Below are 17,797 nucleotides of genomic sequence, written 5' to 3'. Positions count from 1 at the left end.
GAAATAATTGGGTTCGGTTTCGAGAGTAGCGGCGCTGTGCCTGGCTATCGCCAGCACCACCGCAACGTCAGCTGTCGCTCTTTCGTCCGGTGCCTGGGCTCAGGAGATCCTGTCCGGTGGCGTCATCAAGGACATCCGCGTCGAAGGCACCCAGCGTATCGAGCAGGCCACGGTCCGCTCTTACCTGGTCGTGTCCCAGGGCGATGCCTTCAATCCGGACAAGATCGATGAATCGCTGAAGGCCCTGTTCGCCACCGGCCTGTTCGCCGACGTGACCCTGCGTCGCGACGGCGACACCCTGGTGGTGGCCGTGGTCGAGAACCCGATCATCAACCGCGTGGTCTTCGAAGGGAACAAGCGCGTCAAGACCGAGGACCTGCAGTCCGAAGTCCAGCTGCGCTCGCGCCTGGTGTTCACCCGGTCCCGCGTGCAGCAGGACGTGCAGCGCATGCTGGACGTCTACCGCCGTAACGGCCGCTTCGCTGCGCGCATCGAACCCAAGATCGTCCAGCTGGAACAGAACCGCGTCGACCTCGTGTTCGAGATCGATGAAGGCCCACTGACCGGCGTGCAGCTGATCAGCTTCATCAACAACAACATCTATGACGACAGCGACCTGCGCAACGTCATGGTGACCAAGGAATCGCGTTGGTGGCGCTTCCTGTCCAGCGACGACACCTATGATCCCGATCGCCTGGCCTACGACAAGGAACAGATCCGCCGCTTCTATTTCCGCAACGGCTACCCCGACTTCCGCGTGATGTCGTCGGTCGCGGAACTGACGCCCGACCGTGACAAGTTCTTCATCACCATGGCCCTGGACGAGGGCAAGCGCTACAAGTTCGGCAAGATCGAACTGACCAGCGCCATCAAGGACATCGATCTGGCTCCGCTGCGCGAGGTGATCGAGACCAAGGAAGGCGACTGGTTCAACGCCGACAAGATCGAAAGCACGATCAACAAGCTGCAGGACAAGCTGGGCGACCAGCAGTACGCGTTCGTCCAGGTGGATCCCAATGAGGAACGCCACGCCGACACGCAGACCGTCGATCTGCACTTCGAGATCAACCCCAGCCCGCGCGTGTTCGTCGAGCGCATCGACATCAACGGCAACCTCATCACCCTGGACAAGGTGGTGCGGCGCGAGCTGCTGCTGGCCGAAGGCGACCCCTTCAACGCGTCCAAGGTCAAGCGCTCCGAGCAGCGCGTGAAGGATCTGGGCTTCTTCGACGACGTCAAGATCAAGCCGAGCGAGGGCAGCACGCCCGACCAGGCGGTGTTGACCGTCGACCTCAGCGAGCAATCCACCGGTGAAATCCAGGTGGGCCTGGGTTACTCCACCACCGAAGGCGCACTGATCGACTTCTCGATCCGCCAGCGCAACTTCCTGGGTACGGGCCAAGACATCCGTTTCTCGACGATGTGGTCCTACTACTCCAAGGAATTCACCATCTCCTATACCGATCCCTATTTCATGAATCGGGATCTGGCGATGGGCGTGGACCTGTTCCGCACGGACCGCAACGCCAATACGACGGAAGAGTCCTACAGCTACGACATGTCCAGCACGGGCTTCGACATCCGTGCCGGCTTCCCCATCTCCGACCGCTTGCGCGAACTGGTGACCTACACGCTGTCCCACACCCGGATCAGCGACATCACCTATGAAACCACGCGCTTCGTGCAGGAGCAGGTGGGTGCGACGACGACCTCGTCCATTCAGTCCGCCCTGACCTTCGATGCCCGTGACAGCCGCCTGAAGCCGACCTCCGGCTACTACTTCACCGTCACTAACCAGGTGGCGGGCCTGGGCGGCAGCGTGCACTTCCTGCGCAACCGCCTGACCTCGGGCATCTACTTCCCGCTGTTCAGCAATGTCGTGCTGAAGATCGAGGGTGAGGTTGGCTACATCCTGGGTCTGGGTGGTGAGTTCGTGCGCATTCAGGACCGCTTCTTCCTGGGCGGCGACACCCTGCGCGGCTTCCAGGTGGCCGGCGTCGGCCCCCGCGCCTTCAGCAGCAACGGCGGCAACGACGCCCTGGGCGGTAAGCGTCTGGTACGCGGCACGTCGGAAGTTACCTTCCCGCTGGGCCTGCCGGAGGAACTGGGCGTGGACTTCCACGTCTTCACCGACATCGGTGCCCTGGACCAGAGCGGTGAGTCGCCGTTGCCGGGTGACGATTTCCATGACGAGTTCGCGTTCCGCGCCTCCTCGGGCGTGGGCGTGTCGTGGAAGTCGCCGTTCGGTCCCATCCGCATCGACCTGGCCTATCCGTGGATGAAGAAGAGCTACGACCGCATTCAGCAGTTCCGCTTCAGCTTCGGTTCGCAGTTCTAAGAACGAAGGGACGGGACATGATGGCGTTCGCACGCCGCACCACACCCCCGACCGTTTGCCTTTCCCATGCGAGGGCCGCCTTGGCGGCCCTCGTTCTTGGTTTTGGGGGCTTGGCGCCCTTGGATGCCGCCCTGGCGGCGGCCCCGGCCAAGGCGTCGGCCAAGCCCGTGGCCAGCGACAGCCAGCAGAAGCCGGTGACGACCATCGCCGTGGTCGACGTGCAGATCCTGCTGGAAAAGTGCTCCGCCATGCAGAGCATGAAGCGACAGGACAGCGAGCAGACGCAGAAGTTCCAGGCGGAACAGTCGCAGCAGGAACAGTTCCTGCGGCAGGCGGAAAAGGAACTGGCCAGCCAGCGGACCAAGCTGGGCCAGGAGGACTTCGACGCCAAGCGCAAGGACTTCGAACAGCAGGTGGCGGAGGTGCAGCGGCGCCTGCAGGAACGCAAGCGCCAGTTGGACAACGCCTTCGCCGCCGCCAGCGCCCAATTGCGCGACAATATGGTACGCGTGGTGGGCGAGGTGGCGCGCGAGAACGGCTTCACGCTGGTCATTCCGCGCTCCAACATCATCTACATGGCCGACGACGCGCTGGACATCACCAACACCGTGTTGTCACGCTTGAACGCCACGTTGCCGCAGATCACGGTCAACGTTCCGAACTGACCGGCACCCGGGCGCCCTCTCGACGGGATGGCGCGCCCGGGCGCGGTCGCTGCCGTTGAAAGGTGCCGTTCCCATGGCCGATCCCCGTTTCTTCAACCGGGCCGGGCCCTACACCCTTGCCGAGCTGGCGCGGCGCTCCGGCGCCGAGGTGGCGCCGGGCAGCGACCCGGACCTGGTCCTGAGCGATGTCGCCGCGCTGGATGCTGCGGAGCCGGGCCAACTGAGCTTCCTCGACAACAAGAAGTACGTGGCCGCCTTCAGCGCCACGCGGGCGGGCGCGGTGGTGGTGCATCCGGCGCTCGCGTCCAAGGCGCCGGCGGGCGTGGCGCTGTTGCTGTCGCGCAACCCTTACAAGGCCTACGCCTTGTGCGCCCAGGCCTTCTACCCGGCGACCGCCCCGTCGGGGAAGATCAGCGCCGGCGCCCATGTCGACCCCGGCGCCGAGGTGGGTGAGGGGACGGACATCGCCGCGGGCGCGGTGGTGGAGGCGGGGGCCGTCATCGGCGCCCGCTGCCGCATCGGCCCGAACGCCACCATCGGCGTGAACGTGCGGTTGGGGGACGACACCGTCATCGGCGCCAACGCCTCGCTGACCCACTGCATCCTGGGGGCGCGGGTCACGATATATCCCGGCGCCCGCATCGGCCAGGACGGCTTCGGCTTCGCCATGGACCTGGCCGGCCATGTGCGCGTGCCGCAGATGGGGCGGGTGGTGATTGAGGATGACGTGGAAATCGGCGCCAACGCCACGGTGGACCGGGGGGCCGGGCCCGACACGGTCATCGGCCGGGGCTGTATGATTGATAATTTGGTGCAAATCGGGCACAACGTGCACCTTGGTGCCGGCTGCGTCATCGTGGCCCAGGCGGGGATATCGGGCAGCACCAAGCTGGATCATCATGTCGTGCTGGCGGCACAGGCCGGCGTGACGGGGCATTTGAAGATCGGCGCCGGCGCGCAGATCGCGGCACAAAGCGGTGTCATGCGGGACGTGGGGCCGGGGGAAAAGGTCGGCGGTTCGCCGGCCGTGCCCATGCGGCAATGGTTGCGCCAGGTAGCGGCGCTGGGTCGCCTGGTGCGGGGTAGGAATGAAGGTGATGGACGTGACGACTGAAGAGCAGAAGGTTCCTGGCAAGGTACCCGATTTGGACATCCTGCGGATCATGCAGATGATCCCGCACCGCTATCCCATGCTGTTGATCGACAAGATCGTCGACATCATCACGGGTGAGAGCTGCACGGGCATCAAGAACGTCACGATCAACGAGCCGTTCTTCACCGGCCACTTCCCGCAGAAGCCCGTCATGCCGGGCGTCATGATCGTGGAGGCCATGGCCCAGACTTCTGCCGTGCTGGTCATGCACACGCTGGGTGAGTCGGCGGAAGGCAAGCTGGTCTACTTCATGTCCATCGAGGAGGCGAAGTTCCGCCGCCCGGTGGTGCCGGGCGACCGCGTCGAGATCAAGGTCCAGAAGATCCAGAACCGCCGTAACGTGTGGAAGTTCAAAGGCGAGGCCTGGGTGGACGGCCAGCTGTGTGCCGAGGCGACCTACGCCGCCATGATCGTGATGGACAGCTAGGCCTTATCCGTGATGAGCGAGACCGTTATCCACCCGACCGCCGTGGTCGATCCCGCGGCCCAGATCGGCGCCGGGGTCAAGATCGGCCCCTTCTGCGTGGTCGGTCCCCACGTCACGCTGGGGGACGGCGTCGACCTGAAAAGCCATGTGGTGGTGGAAGGCCGTACCCAAGTGGGCGCCGGCACCGTCATCTATCCCTTCGCCTCCATCGGTCACGCCCCCCAGGACCTGAAGTTCAAGGGGGAGCCGGCGGAGCTGATCGTGGGCCGCAACAACCGGATCCGTGAGCATGTGACCATGCACATCGGCACGGAAGGCGGCGGTATGGTGACCCGAGTGGGCGACGGCTGCCTGTTCATGGCCTCGTCCCACGTGGCGCACGACTGCATCGTGGGTGACAACGTCATCCTGGCCAACAACGCCACCCTGGGCGGCCATGTCGAGGTGGGTGACAACGCCATCCTGGGGGGGCTCTCGGCCGTGCACCAGTGGGTGCGCATCGGCGCCCACGCCATGATCGGCGGCATGTCGGGCGTGGAAAGCGACGTCATCCCCTATGGCCTGGTGAAGGGCGACCGCGCCTTCCTGGCGGGGCTGAACCTGGTGGGGCTGACCCGCCGCGGCTTCACCCGCGAGGATGTGAACGCCCTGCGCACCGCCTTCGACGGCATCTTCGGCCATGAGGGCACGCTGGCCGACCGCATGGCGGCGGTGGAAAGCGCGCACCCCACCCCGGTGGTGGGGGAAGTGCTGACCTTTATCCGCGGCCGTGGCGGCCGCGCCCTGTGCCAGCCCCGCTGATGCCGGACACCCCCGTAAAACTGGGGATACTGGCGGGTGGGGGCGACCTGCCCAGCCGGCTGGTCGACACCTGCCGCGCCCTGGGGCGCCCGGTTTTCGTCGTGGCCCTCGACGGCCAAGGCGCCACCGTGCCCCCGGACGTGCCCCAGGCGACGTTCCGCATCGGCGCAGCCGGTGCCATCCTGGACCGGCTGCGCGCGGAAGGCGTGGGGGAGATCGTGCTGGCCGGCCGCGTGCGCCGGCCCAGCCTGGCCGAAATGCGTCCCGACTGGTTCGCCGCCAAGTTCTTCGCCCGCATCGGCGCCAGGGCCTTGGGTGACGACGGCATCCTGCGCGCCCTGGTGGCGACGCTGGAGGAGGAGGGGTTCGCCGTCGTGGCCGTGCAGGCCCTGGTGCAGGGGCTGCTGAGTCCCGCCGGCCCCATGGGCGCCCTGGCGCCCGACGCCGCTGCCGAGGCCGACATCCACCACGGCGTGGCCGTGGCCCGCACCCTGGGCCTGCTGGACGTGGGCCAGGCGGTGGTGGTGCAGCAGGGGCTGGTGCTGGGGGTTGAGGCCATCGAGGGCACCGACGCCCTGATCGAACGCTGCGGCGGACTGCGCCGCGAGGGGCCCGGCCCCATCCTGGTCAAAATGCGCAAACCCCAGCAGGACATCCGCCTGGATCTGCCCACCATCGGCGTTACAACGGTGCGGAAGGCGGCGGCCCATGGCTTCCGCGGCATCGCGGTGGAGGCGGGCGGCACCCTGACCTTGGGCGCAGAACAGGTGGCCCAGGCGGCGGACGCCGCCGGCCTGTTCGTCACCGGTATCGTTACGGAGGCGGTATGAACGAGGATGTGCCGTTGGTCTTCCTCGTCGCGGGGGAACCGTCGGGCGACGTGCTGGGTGGTCGGCTGATGCTGGCCCTGAAGCAGGAAACGTTTGGCGCCATCCGCTTCGCTGGCATCGGCGGGGAGCGCATGAAGGCCCAGGGCCTGAAAAGCCTGTTCCCCATGGAGGAATTGGCCCTGTTCGGCCTGGCGGAACTGCTGCCCAAGCTGCCCAGCCTGCTGCGGCGTATGAAGCAGACGGAACAAGCCATCCTGGACATGAAGCCGGCGGCGGTGGTGACCATCGATGCGCCGGACTTCTGCTTCCGCGTGGCGCGCCGGGTCAAGAAGGCCAACCCGGATATTCCCCTGATCCATTACGTGGCGCCGACCGTCTGGGCCTGGCGCCCGGGGCGTGCCGCCAAGATCGCCAAGTTCCTGGACCATCTGCTGGCGCTGCTGCCGTTCGAGCCCCCTTATTTTGAGAAGGCGGGCCTGGACTGCAGCTTCGTGGGCCACCCCATCGTGGAAAGCGGCGCCGACGCCGGCGACGCCGACCGCTTTCGCGCCAAGCACAGCCTGGAGTCCGACACCCGGATCATTACCATCCTGCCGGGCAGCCGCCGCAGCGAGGTGACCAAGCTGCTGCCCGATTTCAAGGGCGCGCTGGACATCCTGGCGCCGCGCCTGCCGCGCGTGGTGGCGGCCGTGCCCACGGTGCCCGCCACCAAGGCCCTGGTGGAGGAGGCGGTGAAGAGCTGGCCGCTGCCCGCCGTGGTGGTGGAGGGTGACCAGGACAAGTATGACGCCTTCGCCGCCAGCGAGGCCGCCCTGGCCGCGTCCGGCACGGTGGCGCTGGAACTGGCGCTGGCCCGGCTGCCCGCCGTCATCGCCTATCGCATCCACCCGCTGACCTACCGGCTGTATCGCGGCCTGATCAAGGTGCGCTTCGTCAACCTGGTCAACATCATGCTGAACCGCATGCTGGTGCCGGAGTTGCTGCAGGAGGAATGCCGGCCGTCGCGCCTGGCGGAGGCCTTGGGCCGCCTGCTGGACGACCCCGCCGCCCGCCAGGAACAGATCGAGGGCGTGGCCGAGGTGGCCGCCTGGCTGGGCCAGGGGGATACCCCGCCCAGCCGCCGCGCGGCCGAGGTCGTCATGCGGGTGATCCACGCCCGCGCGCGCGAGGCGGAGCAGGCGGGGCTCTGACACATCATTCCCGGGCTCATGCCGCGGGTGTTTATCCCCTCCGGGCGGCGCGCCGGGCGCCGGCCACGCACAGCACCACGACCAGGGCCGTGCCCAGCACGGCCGGCCCCACCGGTTCACCCAGCAGCACGGCCGCCAGGCCGAAGCTGCAAAAGGGCTGCAGCAGCTGGATCTGTCCCACCGCCGCCGTGCCGCCCAGGCCCAGGCCGTGATACCAGAAGAAAAAGCCGATCAGCATGCTGAACAGGGTGACATAGCCCAGCGCCACCCAGGCGCTCGCCGGCACGGACTGCCAGTCGGCGGGGAAGGTGGCCAAGGCCAACGGCGCCATGAGGGGCAGGGACAGCACCAGCGCCCAGCAGATGACGGGCCAGCCGCCCAGGTGGCGCGACAGCCGCGCCCCCTCCGCATAGGCCAAGCCGCAGACGGCCACGGCCAGCAGCATCAGGCCATCGCCCGGAGCCAGGTGAAAGCCACCGGCCAGGACAGCGGGCGCCAGGGCGTAGGCGGCGATGGCCCCCGCGCCGGCGCAGGAGAACAGCCAGAACGATGCCCCGGGCCGGTCGCCGCCGCGCAGTGCGCCGAAGACGGCGGTGGAGATGGGCAACAGGCCGCTGAAGACGACGGCGTGCGTGCTGGGCATCCAGCGCAGGGCCAGGGCGGACAGCAAGGGGAAGCCCACCACGGCGCCGCCGGCGACAACAGCGAGGCTGGGAAGGTCGCGCAAGCCTGGCCGGCGGGGACGCAGCAAGGCCAGTAGTCCCAGGGCGATGATACCGGCCAGGGCCGCCCGCGCCAGGCTGAGGAAGTTGGCGCCCAGTCCGGCCACGCCAATCTTGGTGATGGGCAGGCTGCCGCTGAAGATGATGACGCCGATGAGGCCATAGATGAAGCCGGCTGTCGGCTGTCGCGCCGACGTTGTGGTGACGGGCGGGATGGGAAGGGTGGTGTCCGTCATGGCGGGGCATCCTGGCTTGCTGAACGATGCCGATGCTGCCTTTCGCTGCGGATGATCACAAGGTATGGTGCAGTACGGTTTCAGCAAACTGTACTGATCCAAATGGCGATACAGTCGATAGACGTTCCGGCCCGTACGCTGGTGGAAACGGTCATGGCGGAAATCCATGCCTGGGTGGACGGCCGGCTGTTGGCGGCCGGCGCCCGCGCGCCTTCCATCCGCGTGCTGGCGGAGCGGCTGGGCGTGTCCAAATCCACGGTGGTGGAGGCGTACGACCGCCTGGTGGCGGAAGGCGTGCTGGCGGCGCGGCCGGGTTCCGGCTTTTACGTCGCCAAGCGGGCGGCGCCGCTGGCGCTCATGGGCACGGCGCTCGCCGGGGCGGAGCCGCCACCGGACCGGGCGGTGGATCCGCTGTGGCTGATGCGCCAGGCCTTGGAGCCGGGCGAGGGCGTGCTGAAGCCCGGGTGTGGCTGGCTGCCGGCCGATTGGATGCCGGAACCGGCCATCCGTCGCGCCTTCCGCGCCTTGGCGCGGGCGCCGTCGGCGGCCCTCTTGGACTACGACAACCCCCTGGGCTATCCGGCCCTGCGCCGCCACTTGGCCGACCGTTTCACGGCCCGCGGCATCGCAGCCGCGGCCGACCAGATCCTGCTGACCGACAGCGGCAGCCAGGCCATCGACCTGGTCTGCCGCTACCTGCTGGAACCGGGCGACGTCGTGCTGCTGGATGACCCCTGCTACTACAACTTCAAGACCGTGGTGGCGGCCCACCGTGCCCGCGCCGTGCCCGTGCCCTATACCCCCACGGGGCCGGATCTGGCGGTCTTCGCCCAGGCGGCGGCGACCCATCGGCCGCGCCTCTACATCACCAACGCCGCCCTGCACAATCCCACGGGTGCCAGCCTGACCGCGCCGGTGGCGCACAAGCTGCTGACCCTGGCGGCGGCCCACGACATCCTGATCGTCGAGGATGACATCTTCAGCGATTTCGAGGCGGAGCCGTCGCCCCGGCTGGCCGCCTTCGATGGGCTGGAGCGGGTGGTCCACATCGGCAGCTTTTCCAAGACGCTGTCGGCGGCGGTACGTTGCGGCTATGTCGTGGCGCGGGGTGACTGGATCCAAGGCATCGCCGATGTGAAGCTGGCCACTGCCTTCGGCAACGCCACCACCAATCCACGCATTATCCACCAGCTGCTCACCGACGGCAGCTACCGGCGGCATATGGAAGGCGTACGCGCGCGCCTGGCCGGCGCCATGGGACGTACGGTACGCCGGCTGGAGGTCTTGGGGCTCAAGCCGTGGGTTGAGCCCCGGGGTGGCATGTTCCTGTGGGCGACCCTGCCGCCGGGCGCGTCGTCGGTGGCTTTGGCCCGCGCGGCGCTGGACCACGGGGTGGTGCTGGCACCCGGTGACGTCTTCAGCCTGACCAATACCGCCGACGGCTTCCTGCGTTTCAACGTCGCCCAGTGCGACAGCCCCCGCATCTTCGAGGTGCTGGCCCGGGCGATGGACGGGGCCTAGGGCGCCTGATAGGCGCCGTCACGCAAGACCGGCGCCGTGGTGCTGACGTTCAGCTCAAGGGCAAGTTCCACATCATCGGCGTAGCCCCAACCGGCCAGTTCCCGGCCGGACTGGCTGCCCCGGATGATGTCGGCCAGGTCAGGCCCAGCCGCCCTGTGGGCGTCGCGCGCCACCCGCGCCTCGGCGGACGTCGGCAGGTCCAGCGCCGCGATGATGGCACCGGCCCCCAGCAGATCCTCCACCGCTGGCCGCAGGCTGCCATCCGGCCAGCGCTCGCCCGCCGGGATGACGGCGATGTCGCCGCCCTCGGCCAGCATGTGGGCCTGTCGTGCGACGGCCACGACATTGCGCAGGCAACCCGCCATCACCTTCGCCGCGCCGCCCGCCAGGGAAAGCCGGGAGCCATTGGGCGATGGCAGCATAAGCCGGGTGCCGGACGTGATGGCGGTGAGGGAGCGGGGCGACAGGCTGAGTTGGCCGCCAGCGTTGCGCGGGGCCGCCAGCACGGCGCCCGCCTTATCAGCGGCGGTCTGGGCCGCCGCCGCGTCACCATAGGGAAAGGGCAGAATGGCCGCGCCGCGGCTGGTCGCGATATCGACGGCGGTGGAAAAGGACAGGATGTCGACGATGACCAGCACCGCCACGCGTTCACGCAACCCCTCCACCCCGGCCAAGCCCCATTCGCTGTGTACAGTCTGGGTCATGATCGCACCTGCGACGTACAGCTCCGGCCATCAGCCCGACCAGTACCTGTTGGGAAGTTTTTGACCGCATGCATTGCCGGCAGTACCAGCAATGCATGCGGTGAACCTGGGCCATTGGCACGATATGAAAGAAAAGGCCGCCCGGTCGCCCGGACGGCCTTTCCAGAAAGCACGGGAAGGTGTTCGCCATCGTCCCTCAGTGCAGCAGGGACACCACGGTGGCCGCGATGCCCAGGACTGCGCCCAGGGTGGCGAAGGTCATCCACACCAACCGCTTCAACCGCCGGCCCGGGGGCACGGGGTTGTCGTTGGCCGGCAGATGGCTCTCCAGCGAACGGGCGGGTAGGATGCGGGCACGGGGTCGGGACCGGCTGGCGCCTGTCCCGTTATCGCCATTGCTGGGATGAACCCGCTCCGCCATCGTCCCGTCCGCCTATGCCTTAGCGCTGCTCGACCGGGACATAATCCCGCGTCGTGGCGCCGGTGTACAGCTGACGCGGACGGCCGATCTTCTGCGAGGTGTCGGCGATCATTTCCTGCCACTGGGCGATCCAGCCCACGGTGCGGGCCAGGGCGAACAGCACGGTGAACATGCTGGTGGGGAAGCCGATGGCCTTCAGAATGATGCCCGAGTAGAAGTCGACGTTCGGGTACAGCTTCTTCTCGACAAAGTACGGGTCTTCCAGGGCAATGCGCTCCAGCTCGACCGCAATGTCCAGCAGGGGGTCGTCCTTGATGCCCAGTTCGGCCAGGACTTCCTTGCAGGTCTGCTGCATGACCTTGGCGCGCGGGTCGTAGTTCTTGTAGACCCGGTGGCCGAAGCCCATGAGGCGGAAGCTGTCGTTCTTGTCCTTGGCGCGGGCGATGAACTCGGGGATCCGGTCCTTGTGGCCGATCTCACCCAGCATCTTCAGCACGGCCTCGTTGGCGCCGCCGTGGGCGGGGCCCCACAGGCAGGCGATGCCGGCGGCGATGCAGGCGAAGGGGTTGGCGCCGGAGGAACCGGACAGGCGCACCGTGGAGGTGGAGGCGTTCTGCTCGTGGTCGGCGTGCAGGATGAAGATCTTGTCCATCGCCTTGGCGATGACCGGGTTAATCTTGTACGGCTCGCACGGGACGCCGAAGGTCATGTTGAGGAAGTTCTCAGCATAGCCCAGGTCGTTGCGCGGATACACGAAGGGCTGGCCGATCGAGTACTTGTAGGCCATGGCAGCCAAGGTCGGCATCTTCGCGATCAGGCGGTGCGAAGCCACCATGCGCTGGCGCGGATCCTCGATGTCGGTGCTGTCGTGGTAGAAGGCGGACAGGGCGCCGACCACGCCACACATGACGGCCATCGGGTGGGCGTCGCGACGGAAGCCGCGGAAGAACTGCGACAGCTGCTCATGCACCATGGTGTGATAGGTGATGGAGCGCTCGAACTCGCTCTTCTGCTTGGCGTTCGGCAGCTCGCCGTGCAGCATCAGATAGCAGACTTCCATGAAGTCGCTCTTCTCGGCCAGCTGCTCGATGGGGTAGCCGCGGTGCAGCAGCACGCCCTTGTCGCCGTCGATGAAGGTGATCTTGGACTCGCAGCTGCCGGTCGAGGTGAAGCCCGGGTCGTACGTGAAGTACCCGGTGTCGCCGTAGAGCTTGCGGATATCGATCACGTCAGGGCCGGTCGTGCCGTGCATGACGGGGAATTCGTAAGACTTACCGGTTTGGTTGTCGGTGAGGGTGACCGTTTTCTTTCCGGCCGCCGGTGTCGTCGTATCGCTCATTTCGGCACGTCCTTGTTTATACGGAGTGGGGCCCTCTGCCCCTTATTGGTCTTTATGACGCGGTGCGGAGTGTAGTGTTCCGCACCGCCGAAGGCAATGACGCCAGGAGGGCTCACGCACCCCCTGCGACATCACTGATACGAGCCAGGGTTTCAGCCTGGCCCAGCACTTCCGCCACCTCGAAGATCGGTGGCGAGACCGCGGAGCCGGAGAGTGCAGCGCGCAATGGCTGAGCCAGTTTGCCCAGCTTCAGGCCCGTCTCCTCGGCGTACGTGCGCACGATCCCCTCCAGGGTCGCGGCGGTCCAGTCGGACGCGTCCTTCAGGCGGCCGGCGATGGTCGCCAGCTGGGCCCGGGCCTCGTCGGACAAGAGTTGGGTGGCCTTCTCGTCCAGCGGAAGGGGGCGGGCCGTGATATAAAACTGTGCGCCGTTGGCAAGTTCCACCAGGGTCTTGGCCCGCGCCTTCAGGCCCGGCATGGCGCGACGCAGCAGGTCGCGGTCAGCGTCGCTCAAGTCACGCCCCAGGGCCGTGACCAATCGGGGGCCGATCAGGTCCACCAGTCGGCCGTCGTCCGCCTGCCGGATGTAATGGCCGTTCAGATTGTCCAGCTTGGCGTAGTCCATGCGCGACGGGGACCGCCCGATGCCTTCCAGGTTGAACCAGGAAACGGCGTCCTCGGTGCTGATGATCTCATCATCGCCGTGGCTCCAGCCCAGGCGCAGCAAGTAGTTGCGCAGCGCTTCCGGCAGGTAGCCCAGGTCACGGTAGGCCTCGGCCCCTAGGGCGCCGTGGCGCTTGCTGAGCTTGGCGCCGTCGGGCCCGTGGATCAGGGGAATGTGCGCGAAGTCCGGCGGCGTCCAGCCCATGGCCTGGTAGATCTGCAGCTGGCGGAAGGTGTTGGTCAGGTGGTCGTCGCCCCGGATCACCTGGGTCACGCCCATATCCTGGTCGTCCACCACTACCGACAGCATGTAGGTCGGCGTGCCGTCGGCGCGCAGCAGCACCATGTCGTCCAGCTGGCTGTTCTGCACCCGCACCTCGCCCTGCACCTTGTCCTGCAGAACGGTTTCGCCCTCGCGCGGAGCCTTCAGGCGGATGACGGGGGCCACGCCGGCCGGTGCCTCCGACGGGTCGCGGTCGCGCCAGCGGCCATCATAGCGCATGGGCAGGCCGGCGGCCTTCTGCTGCTCCCGCATCTCTTCCAGCTCTTCCGGCGAGCAGTAGCAATGGTAGGCATGTCCCTGGGCCAGCATGGTGCGCGCCACCTCGGCATGGCGCTCGCGGCGCTCGAACTGGCTGACGGCGTCGCCGTCCCAGGTCAGGCCCAGCCAGCTCAGGCCGTCGATGATGGCGTCCACCGCCGCCTGGGTCGACCGCGCCCGGTCCGTATCCTCGATGCGCAGCAGGAAGGTGCCGCCGTGGTGGCGGGCGTACAGCCAGTTGAACAGGGCGGTACGGGCACCGCCGATGTGCAGATAGCCGGTGGGGGACGGGGCGAAGCGGGTGACGACACTCATGGGAAACGCACTCTCCGGCATGCGGGCGGGTGGCGCCGCGTCGGGGCGTCTGGAGGGGTCGCTTTGGAAAGGACGCATCCAGAGGTTGACGGCGCCACGCGAATATCGAGATAGCTGGTGATCAGGTCCGGCGGCAGAATAACCGCCAGGGGCGCATCACCAGGATGCGGAAGCCGCTGAGATAGCACACCCGGAACGAAGATGCACCCTGAGGCAGACCCCGCTGGAGAGGACTGGGACCGTGAAGCCCCGTACTTGTCGAATGGGTCCTATTTAGCTACTGGGCGGAGCGAATTTGGCGCCGACCCACCTCCTTCAGATGTGATGTGGATCACACATCGTGTGTTCGCCGCGTTAGCCAGCATTGTCGCATCTGCGTATGTCAATTTGGTGGAAGAGCGCGAACGTTGGGTCCTTTGGGTGCCCGTCTTCCTGGGGGCCGGCATCGCCCTGTACTTCGCCATGCCGGGGGAGCCGCCGTCCTGGTCGGGCCTGCTCTTCACCTTGGGGGCCTTTGGCCTCTACCTGCTGGCGGGAGAGCGGCTGCCCCTGCGGCTGGCCCTGGGCGCCTTGCTGGCCCTGGGCGTGGGCTTCACGGCGGTGGAGGCCCGCACCACCTGGCTGAAGACCCCCATCCTGCAGCGCCCCCTGGGACCTGTGCCGGTGGAGGGCCGCGTGGCCAATGTCGAGCGGCTGGACAAGGGCGTACGCGTCACCCTGGCCGATCCGCACATCCCCCGCCTGGCCCCCGAGCTGACGCCGCCCGCCGTCCGCATCCGTCTGCGGCCGACAGATACGGCCCCGCCGGCCGGCACGCGGGTGCGCATCCTCGCGGCGCTACGTCCACCGCCCGACAGTCCGGAGCCGGGCGCCTATGATTTCCGCCGATCCGCCTTCTACCAAGGCATCGGCGCCGTCGGCTTCGCCTTCAAGACGCCCGAGGTGGTGGCGCCGGCGCCGGTGGGCGTCGTCGGCTGGATCAACGACCGCGTGGTGGCCCTGCGTGAGCTGATCGCCGACCGCGTGGCCGCCCGCCTCAGCGGCGCGCCCGCCATGATCGCCATCGCGCTGCTGAATGGGGAACAGACGGGTATTCCCTCCGATGATCTGCAGGCCATGCGTGTTTCCGGCCTGCAACACATCCTGTCCATCTCCGGCCTGCACATCAGCCTGGTGGCGGCGCTGTTCTACTTCTTCGCCCGGGCGGCCCTGGCCCTGTGGGAGAGGGTGGCGCTGCGCTATCCCATCAAGAAATGGGCCGCCGCCTTCGCCATCCTGGCGACCCTGGCCTACATGATGCTGGTGGGCGCGCAGGTACCCACCTTACGCTCCGTCCTCATGACGGCGCTGGCCATGGTGGCCATCCTGGCCGACCGGTCGGTCTTGAGCCCCCGGGCCATCGCCGTCGCCGGCATCCTCTGCCTGCTGTACCAGCCGGAGCAACTGCCGGGCCCCAGTTTCCAGATGAGCTTCGGCGCCGTGCTGGCGCTGATCAGCGCCTATGAGGTGCTGCGCGATCCCTTGAACCGCTGGCGCAAGGATGGGGGCTGGCTGCGCCGCGCCGCCTTGTTCGTCGGAGGCCTGTGCCTGACGTCCATCATCTCCACCATCGCCACCATGCCGTTCTGCCTCTACCACTTCCAGCAGGTGGCCAATTATGGCGTGCTGGCCAACCTGATCGGCATTCCCATCACCGAACTGTGGATCATGCCGCTGTGCCTGCTGGCCTATGTCGCCATGCCCTTCCATCTGGAGGGCTGGATCATCGACATGATCGGCTGGGGCTGCGAGGGCATCCTGTGGACGGCGCGCGTCACCGCCGCCTTGCCGGGGGCCGCGCTGCACGGCGCCGCCCTGTCCGACTTGGCCTTCGGCCTGATGGTGGGCGGCGGCTTGTGGCTCATGCTATGGCGCCGCCGCTGGCGCTTGGCCGGCCTGGCGCCCATCGCGCTCGGCTGCGTGCTGGCACCGTTGACGCCCCGGCCGGACATGGTGGTGTCGGGCGGCGGCACCATGGTGGCGGTGCGCGACGGTGGCGGCAAACTGTGGCTGTCGTCCTCGCGCGGCGGTGGCTTCGAGGTGGAGACCTGGGGCAAGCGCGATGGCGGCGAGGGGCGCCCGCCCGCCTGGCCCACCGTGGGCACGGACGATGGCAGCCTGCGGTGTGACAGCCTGGGCTGCCTCTACCATCCCGACCTTTACCGGCCGGAGCGGCGCGACCCCGCCACCCCGGACGGGCGCCTGGTCGCCATCGCCTGGACCCGCGACGCCCTGGCGGAGGATTGCGACAATGCCGACCTGGTGATCTCCCGCGTGCCGGCGGCGGGCTGCGACGCCCCCCGCGTCATCGGCCCCGACGTGCTGGCCGCCCGTGGCGCGCACGCCCTGTACTTCGAGCGCGGCGGTGTACGCATCGAGACGGTACACGATCCGCAAAGCAAACGGCCCTGGGACTGAGGCGTTGCTATTGGCGACAAGGTGATTGATCGGGCGGTCGCTATCAGCGACAATGGCGCCATGAAGCTGCTGATCGAAGCGCAGGCCCTGAAAGCCCTTATGAAGATGCCTCGGGCGGATGCCATGGCGCTTCGTGACAAGCTCAAGGCCTTCGCAGCCGACCCCAACGGCACCCATCCATGGGCCAAGGCGTTTGGCGGCGGCATGGGGCGCATCCGCCACGGTGATTGGCGGGCTGTCTACCGGCTGGATGGTGAGACTGTGACGGTGGTGGTGCTGAAAATCGGCAACAGACGGGAAGTTTACCGATGAACGCTTTCATAAAGCCGCTCGCCCAGACGGACGACAGCGTCACCATCAGCCGGGCCGACTATGACGCCATGGTCGCGCTGCTGGCTGACGCCGAAGATATCCGCGATGCGACCGCCGTGGCCGCCAAGCTGGTGGCGCGGGAGACAGAAGCCTATCCCGTGGAAGTCATGGACCGGCTTCTGGATGGCGACCATCCCGTGCGGGTTTTCCGTGACCATCGGGGGCTGACCGCCCAGGAATTGGCGGGCCGCGCCGGCATCAGCCGTGCCTATCTGTCGGAGGTGGAGAACCGGAGCAAGCCGGGCAGCCTCAAGGCCATGACCAAGCTGTCGGCGGCTCTGAACATACCACTGGATCTGCTGGCGCCTCAGTAATCCCGGCAGAGCGACGCGGAGCCTGGATAGGCTCCGCATCGGAAAAGGAACTCAATACCGGCGGAACAGGCCCACCAGGCGGCCTTGTACCCGCACGCGGTCGGCGCCGAACACCCGGGTCTCGTAGGAGGGGTTGGCCGGTTCCAGGGCGATGGAGTTGTTCTTGCGGCGCAGGCGCTTCAGCGTCACCTCGGCCGCGTCGACCAGGGCCACGACGATGGCGCCGTTTTCCGCCGTCTCGCAGCGCTGGATGATGACGGTGTCACCGTCATGGATGCCGGCCTCCACCATGCTGTCGCCGGCCACTTCCAGGGCGTAGTGCTCGCCGATGCCCAGCATGGAGACGGGAATGTCGATGGTACTGCCGCTGTCGCGCAGCGCCTCGATGGGCAAGCCGGCGGCGATGCGGCCGTACAGCGGTAGGCTGACGGCACCGATGGCATCGCCGGCATCCTTGCCGGGCAAGCCCGCCTGGAAATCGGCCTTGATGACGTTGGGCTTGAAGCGGGGTTCCACCTCCGCCGGTGCGACCGCCGCGGCCTTCTTGGGCGCGGGCGTCGTTTCCGGCAGGCGCAACACCTCCAGCGCGCGGGCGCGGTGGGGCAGGCGGCGAATGAAGCCGCGCTCCTCCAACCCGGTGATCAGGCGATGGATGCCGGACTTGGACTTGAGGCCCAAGGCGTCCTTCATCTCATCGAATGAGGGGGAGACGCCGCCTTCACCCAGATGCTGGTGGATGTACAGCAGCAGCTCCTGTTGCTTCCGCGTCAGCATATCGCCCCCTTCGC

The 17,797-nt window shown here is 67.5% G+C and carries 17 protein-coding genes; 11 read left to right on the top strand and 6 right to left on the bottom strand.

Going from position 1 to position 17,797, the window contains the following annotated elements; genetic code table 11:
• Positions 1 to 7: 7 nt before the first annotated feature.
• The 7 genes from bamA to lpxB all read left to right on the top strand — a co-directional run bounded on the left by bamA (position 8) and on the right by lpxB (position 7,404).
• On the top strand, positions 8 to 2,338 hold the full coding sequence (gene bamA, locus Y958_RS08090; RefSeq protein WP_088871598.1) for an outer membrane protein assembly factor BamA: 2,331 nt from the start codon (positions 8 to 10) through the stop codon (positions 2,336 to 2,338).
• A 110-nt stretch (positions 2,339 to 2,448) separates the two neighbouring features.
• Entirely contained in the window at positions 2,449 to 3,003 is a 555-nt protein-coding gene (locus Y958_RS08085; protein ID WP_186291116.1) for an OmpH/Skp family outer membrane protein, read from the top strand.
• Positions 3,004 to 3,076: 73 nt separating this feature from the next.
• Positions 3,077 to 4,117 carry a UDP-3-O-(3-hydroxymyristoyl)glucosamine N-acyltransferase gene (lpxD, locus tag Y958_RS08080; RefSeq protein WP_088871596.1) on the top strand — a complete coding sequence of 347 codons (1,041 nt, stop codon included), beginning with the start codon at positions 3,077 to 3,079 and terminating at the stop codon, positions 4,115 to 4,117.
• Positions 4,101 to 4,583 carry a 3-hydroxyacyl-ACP dehydratase FabZ gene (fabZ, locus tag Y958_RS08075; protein WP_004273206.1) on the top strand — a complete coding sequence of 161 codons (483 nt, stop codon included), beginning with the start codon at positions 4,101 to 4,103 and terminating at the stop codon, positions 4,581 to 4,583. Before lpxD ends, fabZ begins: the two co-directional genes overlap by 17 nt.
• A gap of 12 nt (positions 4,584 to 4,595) precedes the next feature.
• Positions 4,596 to 5,384 (top strand): acyl-ACP--UDP-N-acetylglucosamine O-acyltransferase, encoded by a 789-nt coding sequence (gene lpxA / locus Y958_RS08070; RefSeq protein ID WP_040847154.1) that lies wholly within the window; start codon positions 4,596 to 4,598, stop codon positions 5,382 to 5,384.
• Complete coding sequence (locus Y958_RS08065) at positions 5,384 to 6,214, top strand: LpxI family protein (RefSeq protein ID WP_088872556.1); 831 nt, start codon at positions 5,384 to 5,386, stop codon at positions 6,212 to 6,214. The genes lpxA and Y958_RS08065 overlap by 1 nt, the downstream gene beginning before the upstream one ends.
• Entirely contained in the window at positions 6,211 to 7,404 is a 1,194-nt protein-coding gene (gene lpxB, locus Y958_RS08060) for a lipid-A-disaccharide synthase (RefSeq protein WP_088871595.1), read from the top strand. The genes Y958_RS08065 and lpxB overlap by 4 nt, the downstream gene beginning before the upstream one ends.
• 31 nt (positions 7,405 to 7,435) lie before the next feature.
• On the opposite strand, the gene Y958_RS08055 is transcribed toward lpxB, so the two are convergent.
• Positions 7,436 to 8,362, bottom strand: coding sequence for a DMT family transporter (locus Y958_RS08055; protein ID WP_088871594.1), 927 nt, complete (start codon positions 8,360 to 8,362; stop codon positions 7,436 to 7,438).
• 153 nt (positions 8,363 to 8,515) lie between these two features.
• Between Y958_RS08055 and Y958_RS08050 the strand changes: the two genes are divergently transcribed.
• Positions 8,516 to 9,883, top strand: coding sequence for an aminotransferase-like domain-containing protein (locus tag Y958_RS08050; protein WP_244909231.1), 1,368 nt, complete (start codon positions 8,516 to 8,518; stop codon positions 9,881 to 9,883).
• Here Y958_RS08050 and Y958_RS08045 read toward each other — a convergent pair.
• The 4 genes from Y958_RS08045 to gltX all read right to left on the bottom strand — a co-directional run bounded on the left by Y958_RS08045 (position 9,880) and on the right by gltX (position 13,866).
• On the bottom strand, positions 9,880 to 10,587 hold the full coding sequence (locus tag Y958_RS08045; protein WP_088871592.1) for a 2-phosphosulfolactate phosphatase: 708 nt from the start codon (positions 10,585 to 10,587) through the stop codon (positions 9,880 to 9,882). The genes Y958_RS08050 and Y958_RS08045 overlap by 4 nt on opposite strands.
• Before the next feature lie 196 nt (positions 10,588 to 10,783).
• Positions 10,784 to 11,008 carry a hypothetical protein gene (locus tag Y958_RS08040; protein WP_088871591.1) on the bottom strand — a complete coding sequence of 75 codons (225 nt, stop codon included), beginning with the start codon at positions 11,006 to 11,008 and terminating at the stop codon, positions 10,784 to 10,786.
• 19 nt (positions 11,009 to 11,027) lie between these two features.
• On the bottom strand, positions 11,028 to 12,347 hold the full coding sequence (gltA, locus tag Y958_RS08035) for a citrate synthase (RefSeq protein WP_004274395.1): 1,320 nt from the start codon (positions 12,345 to 12,347) through the stop codon (positions 11,028 to 11,030).
• 112 nt (positions 12,348 to 12,459) lie between these two features.
• Positions 12,460 to 13,866 carry a glutamate--tRNA ligase gene (gltX, locus tag Y958_RS08030; RefSeq protein ID WP_088871590.1) on the bottom strand — a complete coding sequence of 469 codons (1,407 nt, stop codon included), beginning with the start codon at positions 13,864 to 13,866 and terminating at the stop codon, positions 12,460 to 12,462.
• A gap of 420 nt (positions 13,867 to 14,286) precedes the next feature.
• Between gltX and Y958_RS08025 the strand changes: the two genes are divergently transcribed.
• From Y958_RS08025 to Y958_RS08015, 3 genes are read left to right on the top strand one after another with little or no spacing between them, the layout of a single operon-like run.
• On the top strand, positions 14,287 to 16,323 hold the full coding sequence (locus Y958_RS08025) for a ComEC/Rec2 family competence protein (RefSeq protein ID WP_186291115.1): 2,037 nt from the start codon (positions 14,287 to 14,289) through the stop codon (positions 16,321 to 16,323).
• 60 nt (positions 16,324 to 16,383) lie between these two features.
• The gene (locus Y958_RS08020) at positions 16,384 to 16,635 is read left to right on the top strand and encodes a type II toxin-antitoxin system RelE family toxin (RefSeq protein WP_088872555.1); all 252 of its coding nucleotides are present in this window, start codon (positions 16,384 to 16,386) and stop codon (positions 16,633 to 16,635) included.
• Positions 16,632 to 17,009 carry a helix-turn-helix domain-containing protein gene (locus tag Y958_RS08015; protein WP_088871588.1) on the top strand — a complete coding sequence of 126 codons (378 nt, stop codon included), beginning with the start codon at positions 16,632 to 16,634 and terminating at the stop codon, positions 17,007 to 17,009. Before Y958_RS08020 ends, Y958_RS08015 begins: the two co-directional genes overlap by 4 nt.
• Positions 17,010 to 17,060: 51 nt before the next feature.
• On the opposite strand, the gene lexA is transcribed toward Y958_RS08015, so the two are convergent.
• The gene (gene lexA, locus Y958_RS08010; protein ID WP_088871587.1) at positions 17,061 to 17,783 is read right to left on the bottom strand and encodes a transcriptional repressor LexA; all 723 of its coding nucleotides are present in this window, start codon (positions 17,781 to 17,783) and stop codon (positions 17,061 to 17,063) included.
• Between the last annotated feature and the right edge of the window lie 14 nt (positions 17,784 to 17,797).

The organism is Nitrospirillum viridazoti CBAmc (assembly GCF_000730165.1).
Lineage (GTDB): Bacteria > Pseudomonadota > Alphaproteobacteria > Azospirillales > Azospirillaceae > Nitrospirillum > Nitrospirillum viridazoti.
The sequence above is the reverse complement of the archived record's forward strand: the minus strand, read 5'-3'. Positions and strand labels throughout refer to the sequence as shown.

What these genes read in the sequence shown, in the direction of transcription:
- Y958_RS08040 (WP_088871591.1), bottom strand. Translation starts at nt 11,008, where the DNA reads ATGGCGGAGCGGGTTCATCCCAGCAATGGCGATAACGGGACAGGCGCC.
- fabZ (WP_004273206.1), top strand. Translation starts at nt 4,101, where the DNA reads ATGGACGTGACGACTGAAGAGCAGAAGGTTCCTGGCAAGGTACCCGAT.
- Y958_RS08055 (WP_088871594.1), bottom strand. Translation starts at nt 8,362, where the DNA reads ATGACGGACACCACCCTTCCCATCCCGCCCGTCACCACAACGTCGGCG.
- Y958_RS08050 (WP_244909231.1), top strand. Translation starts at nt 8,516, where the DNA reads ATGGCGGAAATCCATGCCTGGGTGGACGGCCGGCTGTTGGCGGCCGGC.
- Y958_RS08065 (WP_088872556.1), top strand. Translation starts at nt 5,384, where the DNA reads ATGCCGGACACCCCCGTAAAACTGGGGATACTGGCGGGTGGGGGCGAC.
- gltX (WP_088871590.1), bottom strand. Translation starts at nt 13,866, where the DNA reads ATGAGTGTCGTCACCCGCTTCGCCCCGTCCCCCACCGGCTATCTGCAC.
- lpxD (WP_088871596.1), top strand. Translation starts at nt 3,077, where the DNA reads ATGGCCGATCCCCGTTTCTTCAACCGGGCCGGGCCCTACACCCTTGCC.
- Y958_RS08020 (WP_088872555.1), top strand. Translation starts at nt 16,384, where the DNA reads ATGAAGCTGCTGATCGAAGCGCAGGCCCTGAAAGCCCTTATGAAGATG.
- lexA (WP_088871587.1), bottom strand. Translation starts at nt 17,783, where the DNA reads ATGCTGACGCGGAAGCAACAGGAGCTGCTGCTGTACATCCACCAGCAT.
- lpxA (WP_040847154.1), top strand. Translation starts at nt 4,596, where the DNA reads ATGAGCGAGACCGTTATCCACCCGACCGCCGTGGTCGATCCCGCGGCC.
- lpxB (WP_088871595.1), top strand. Translation starts at nt 6,211, where the DNA reads ATGAACGAGGATGTGCCGTTGGTCTTCCTCGTCGCGGGGGAACCGTCG.
- gltA (WP_004274395.1), bottom strand. Translation starts at nt 12,347, where the DNA reads ATGAGCGATACGACGACACCGGCGGCCGGAAAGAAAACGGTCACCCTC.
- Y958_RS08045 (WP_088871592.1), bottom strand. Translation starts at nt 10,587, where the DNA reads ATGACCCAGACTGTACACAGCGAATGGGGCTTGGCCGGGGTGGAGGGG.
- Y958_RS08015 (WP_088871588.1), top strand. Translation starts at nt 16,632, where the DNA reads ATGAACGCTTTCATAAAGCCGCTCGCCCAGACGGACGACAGCGTCACC.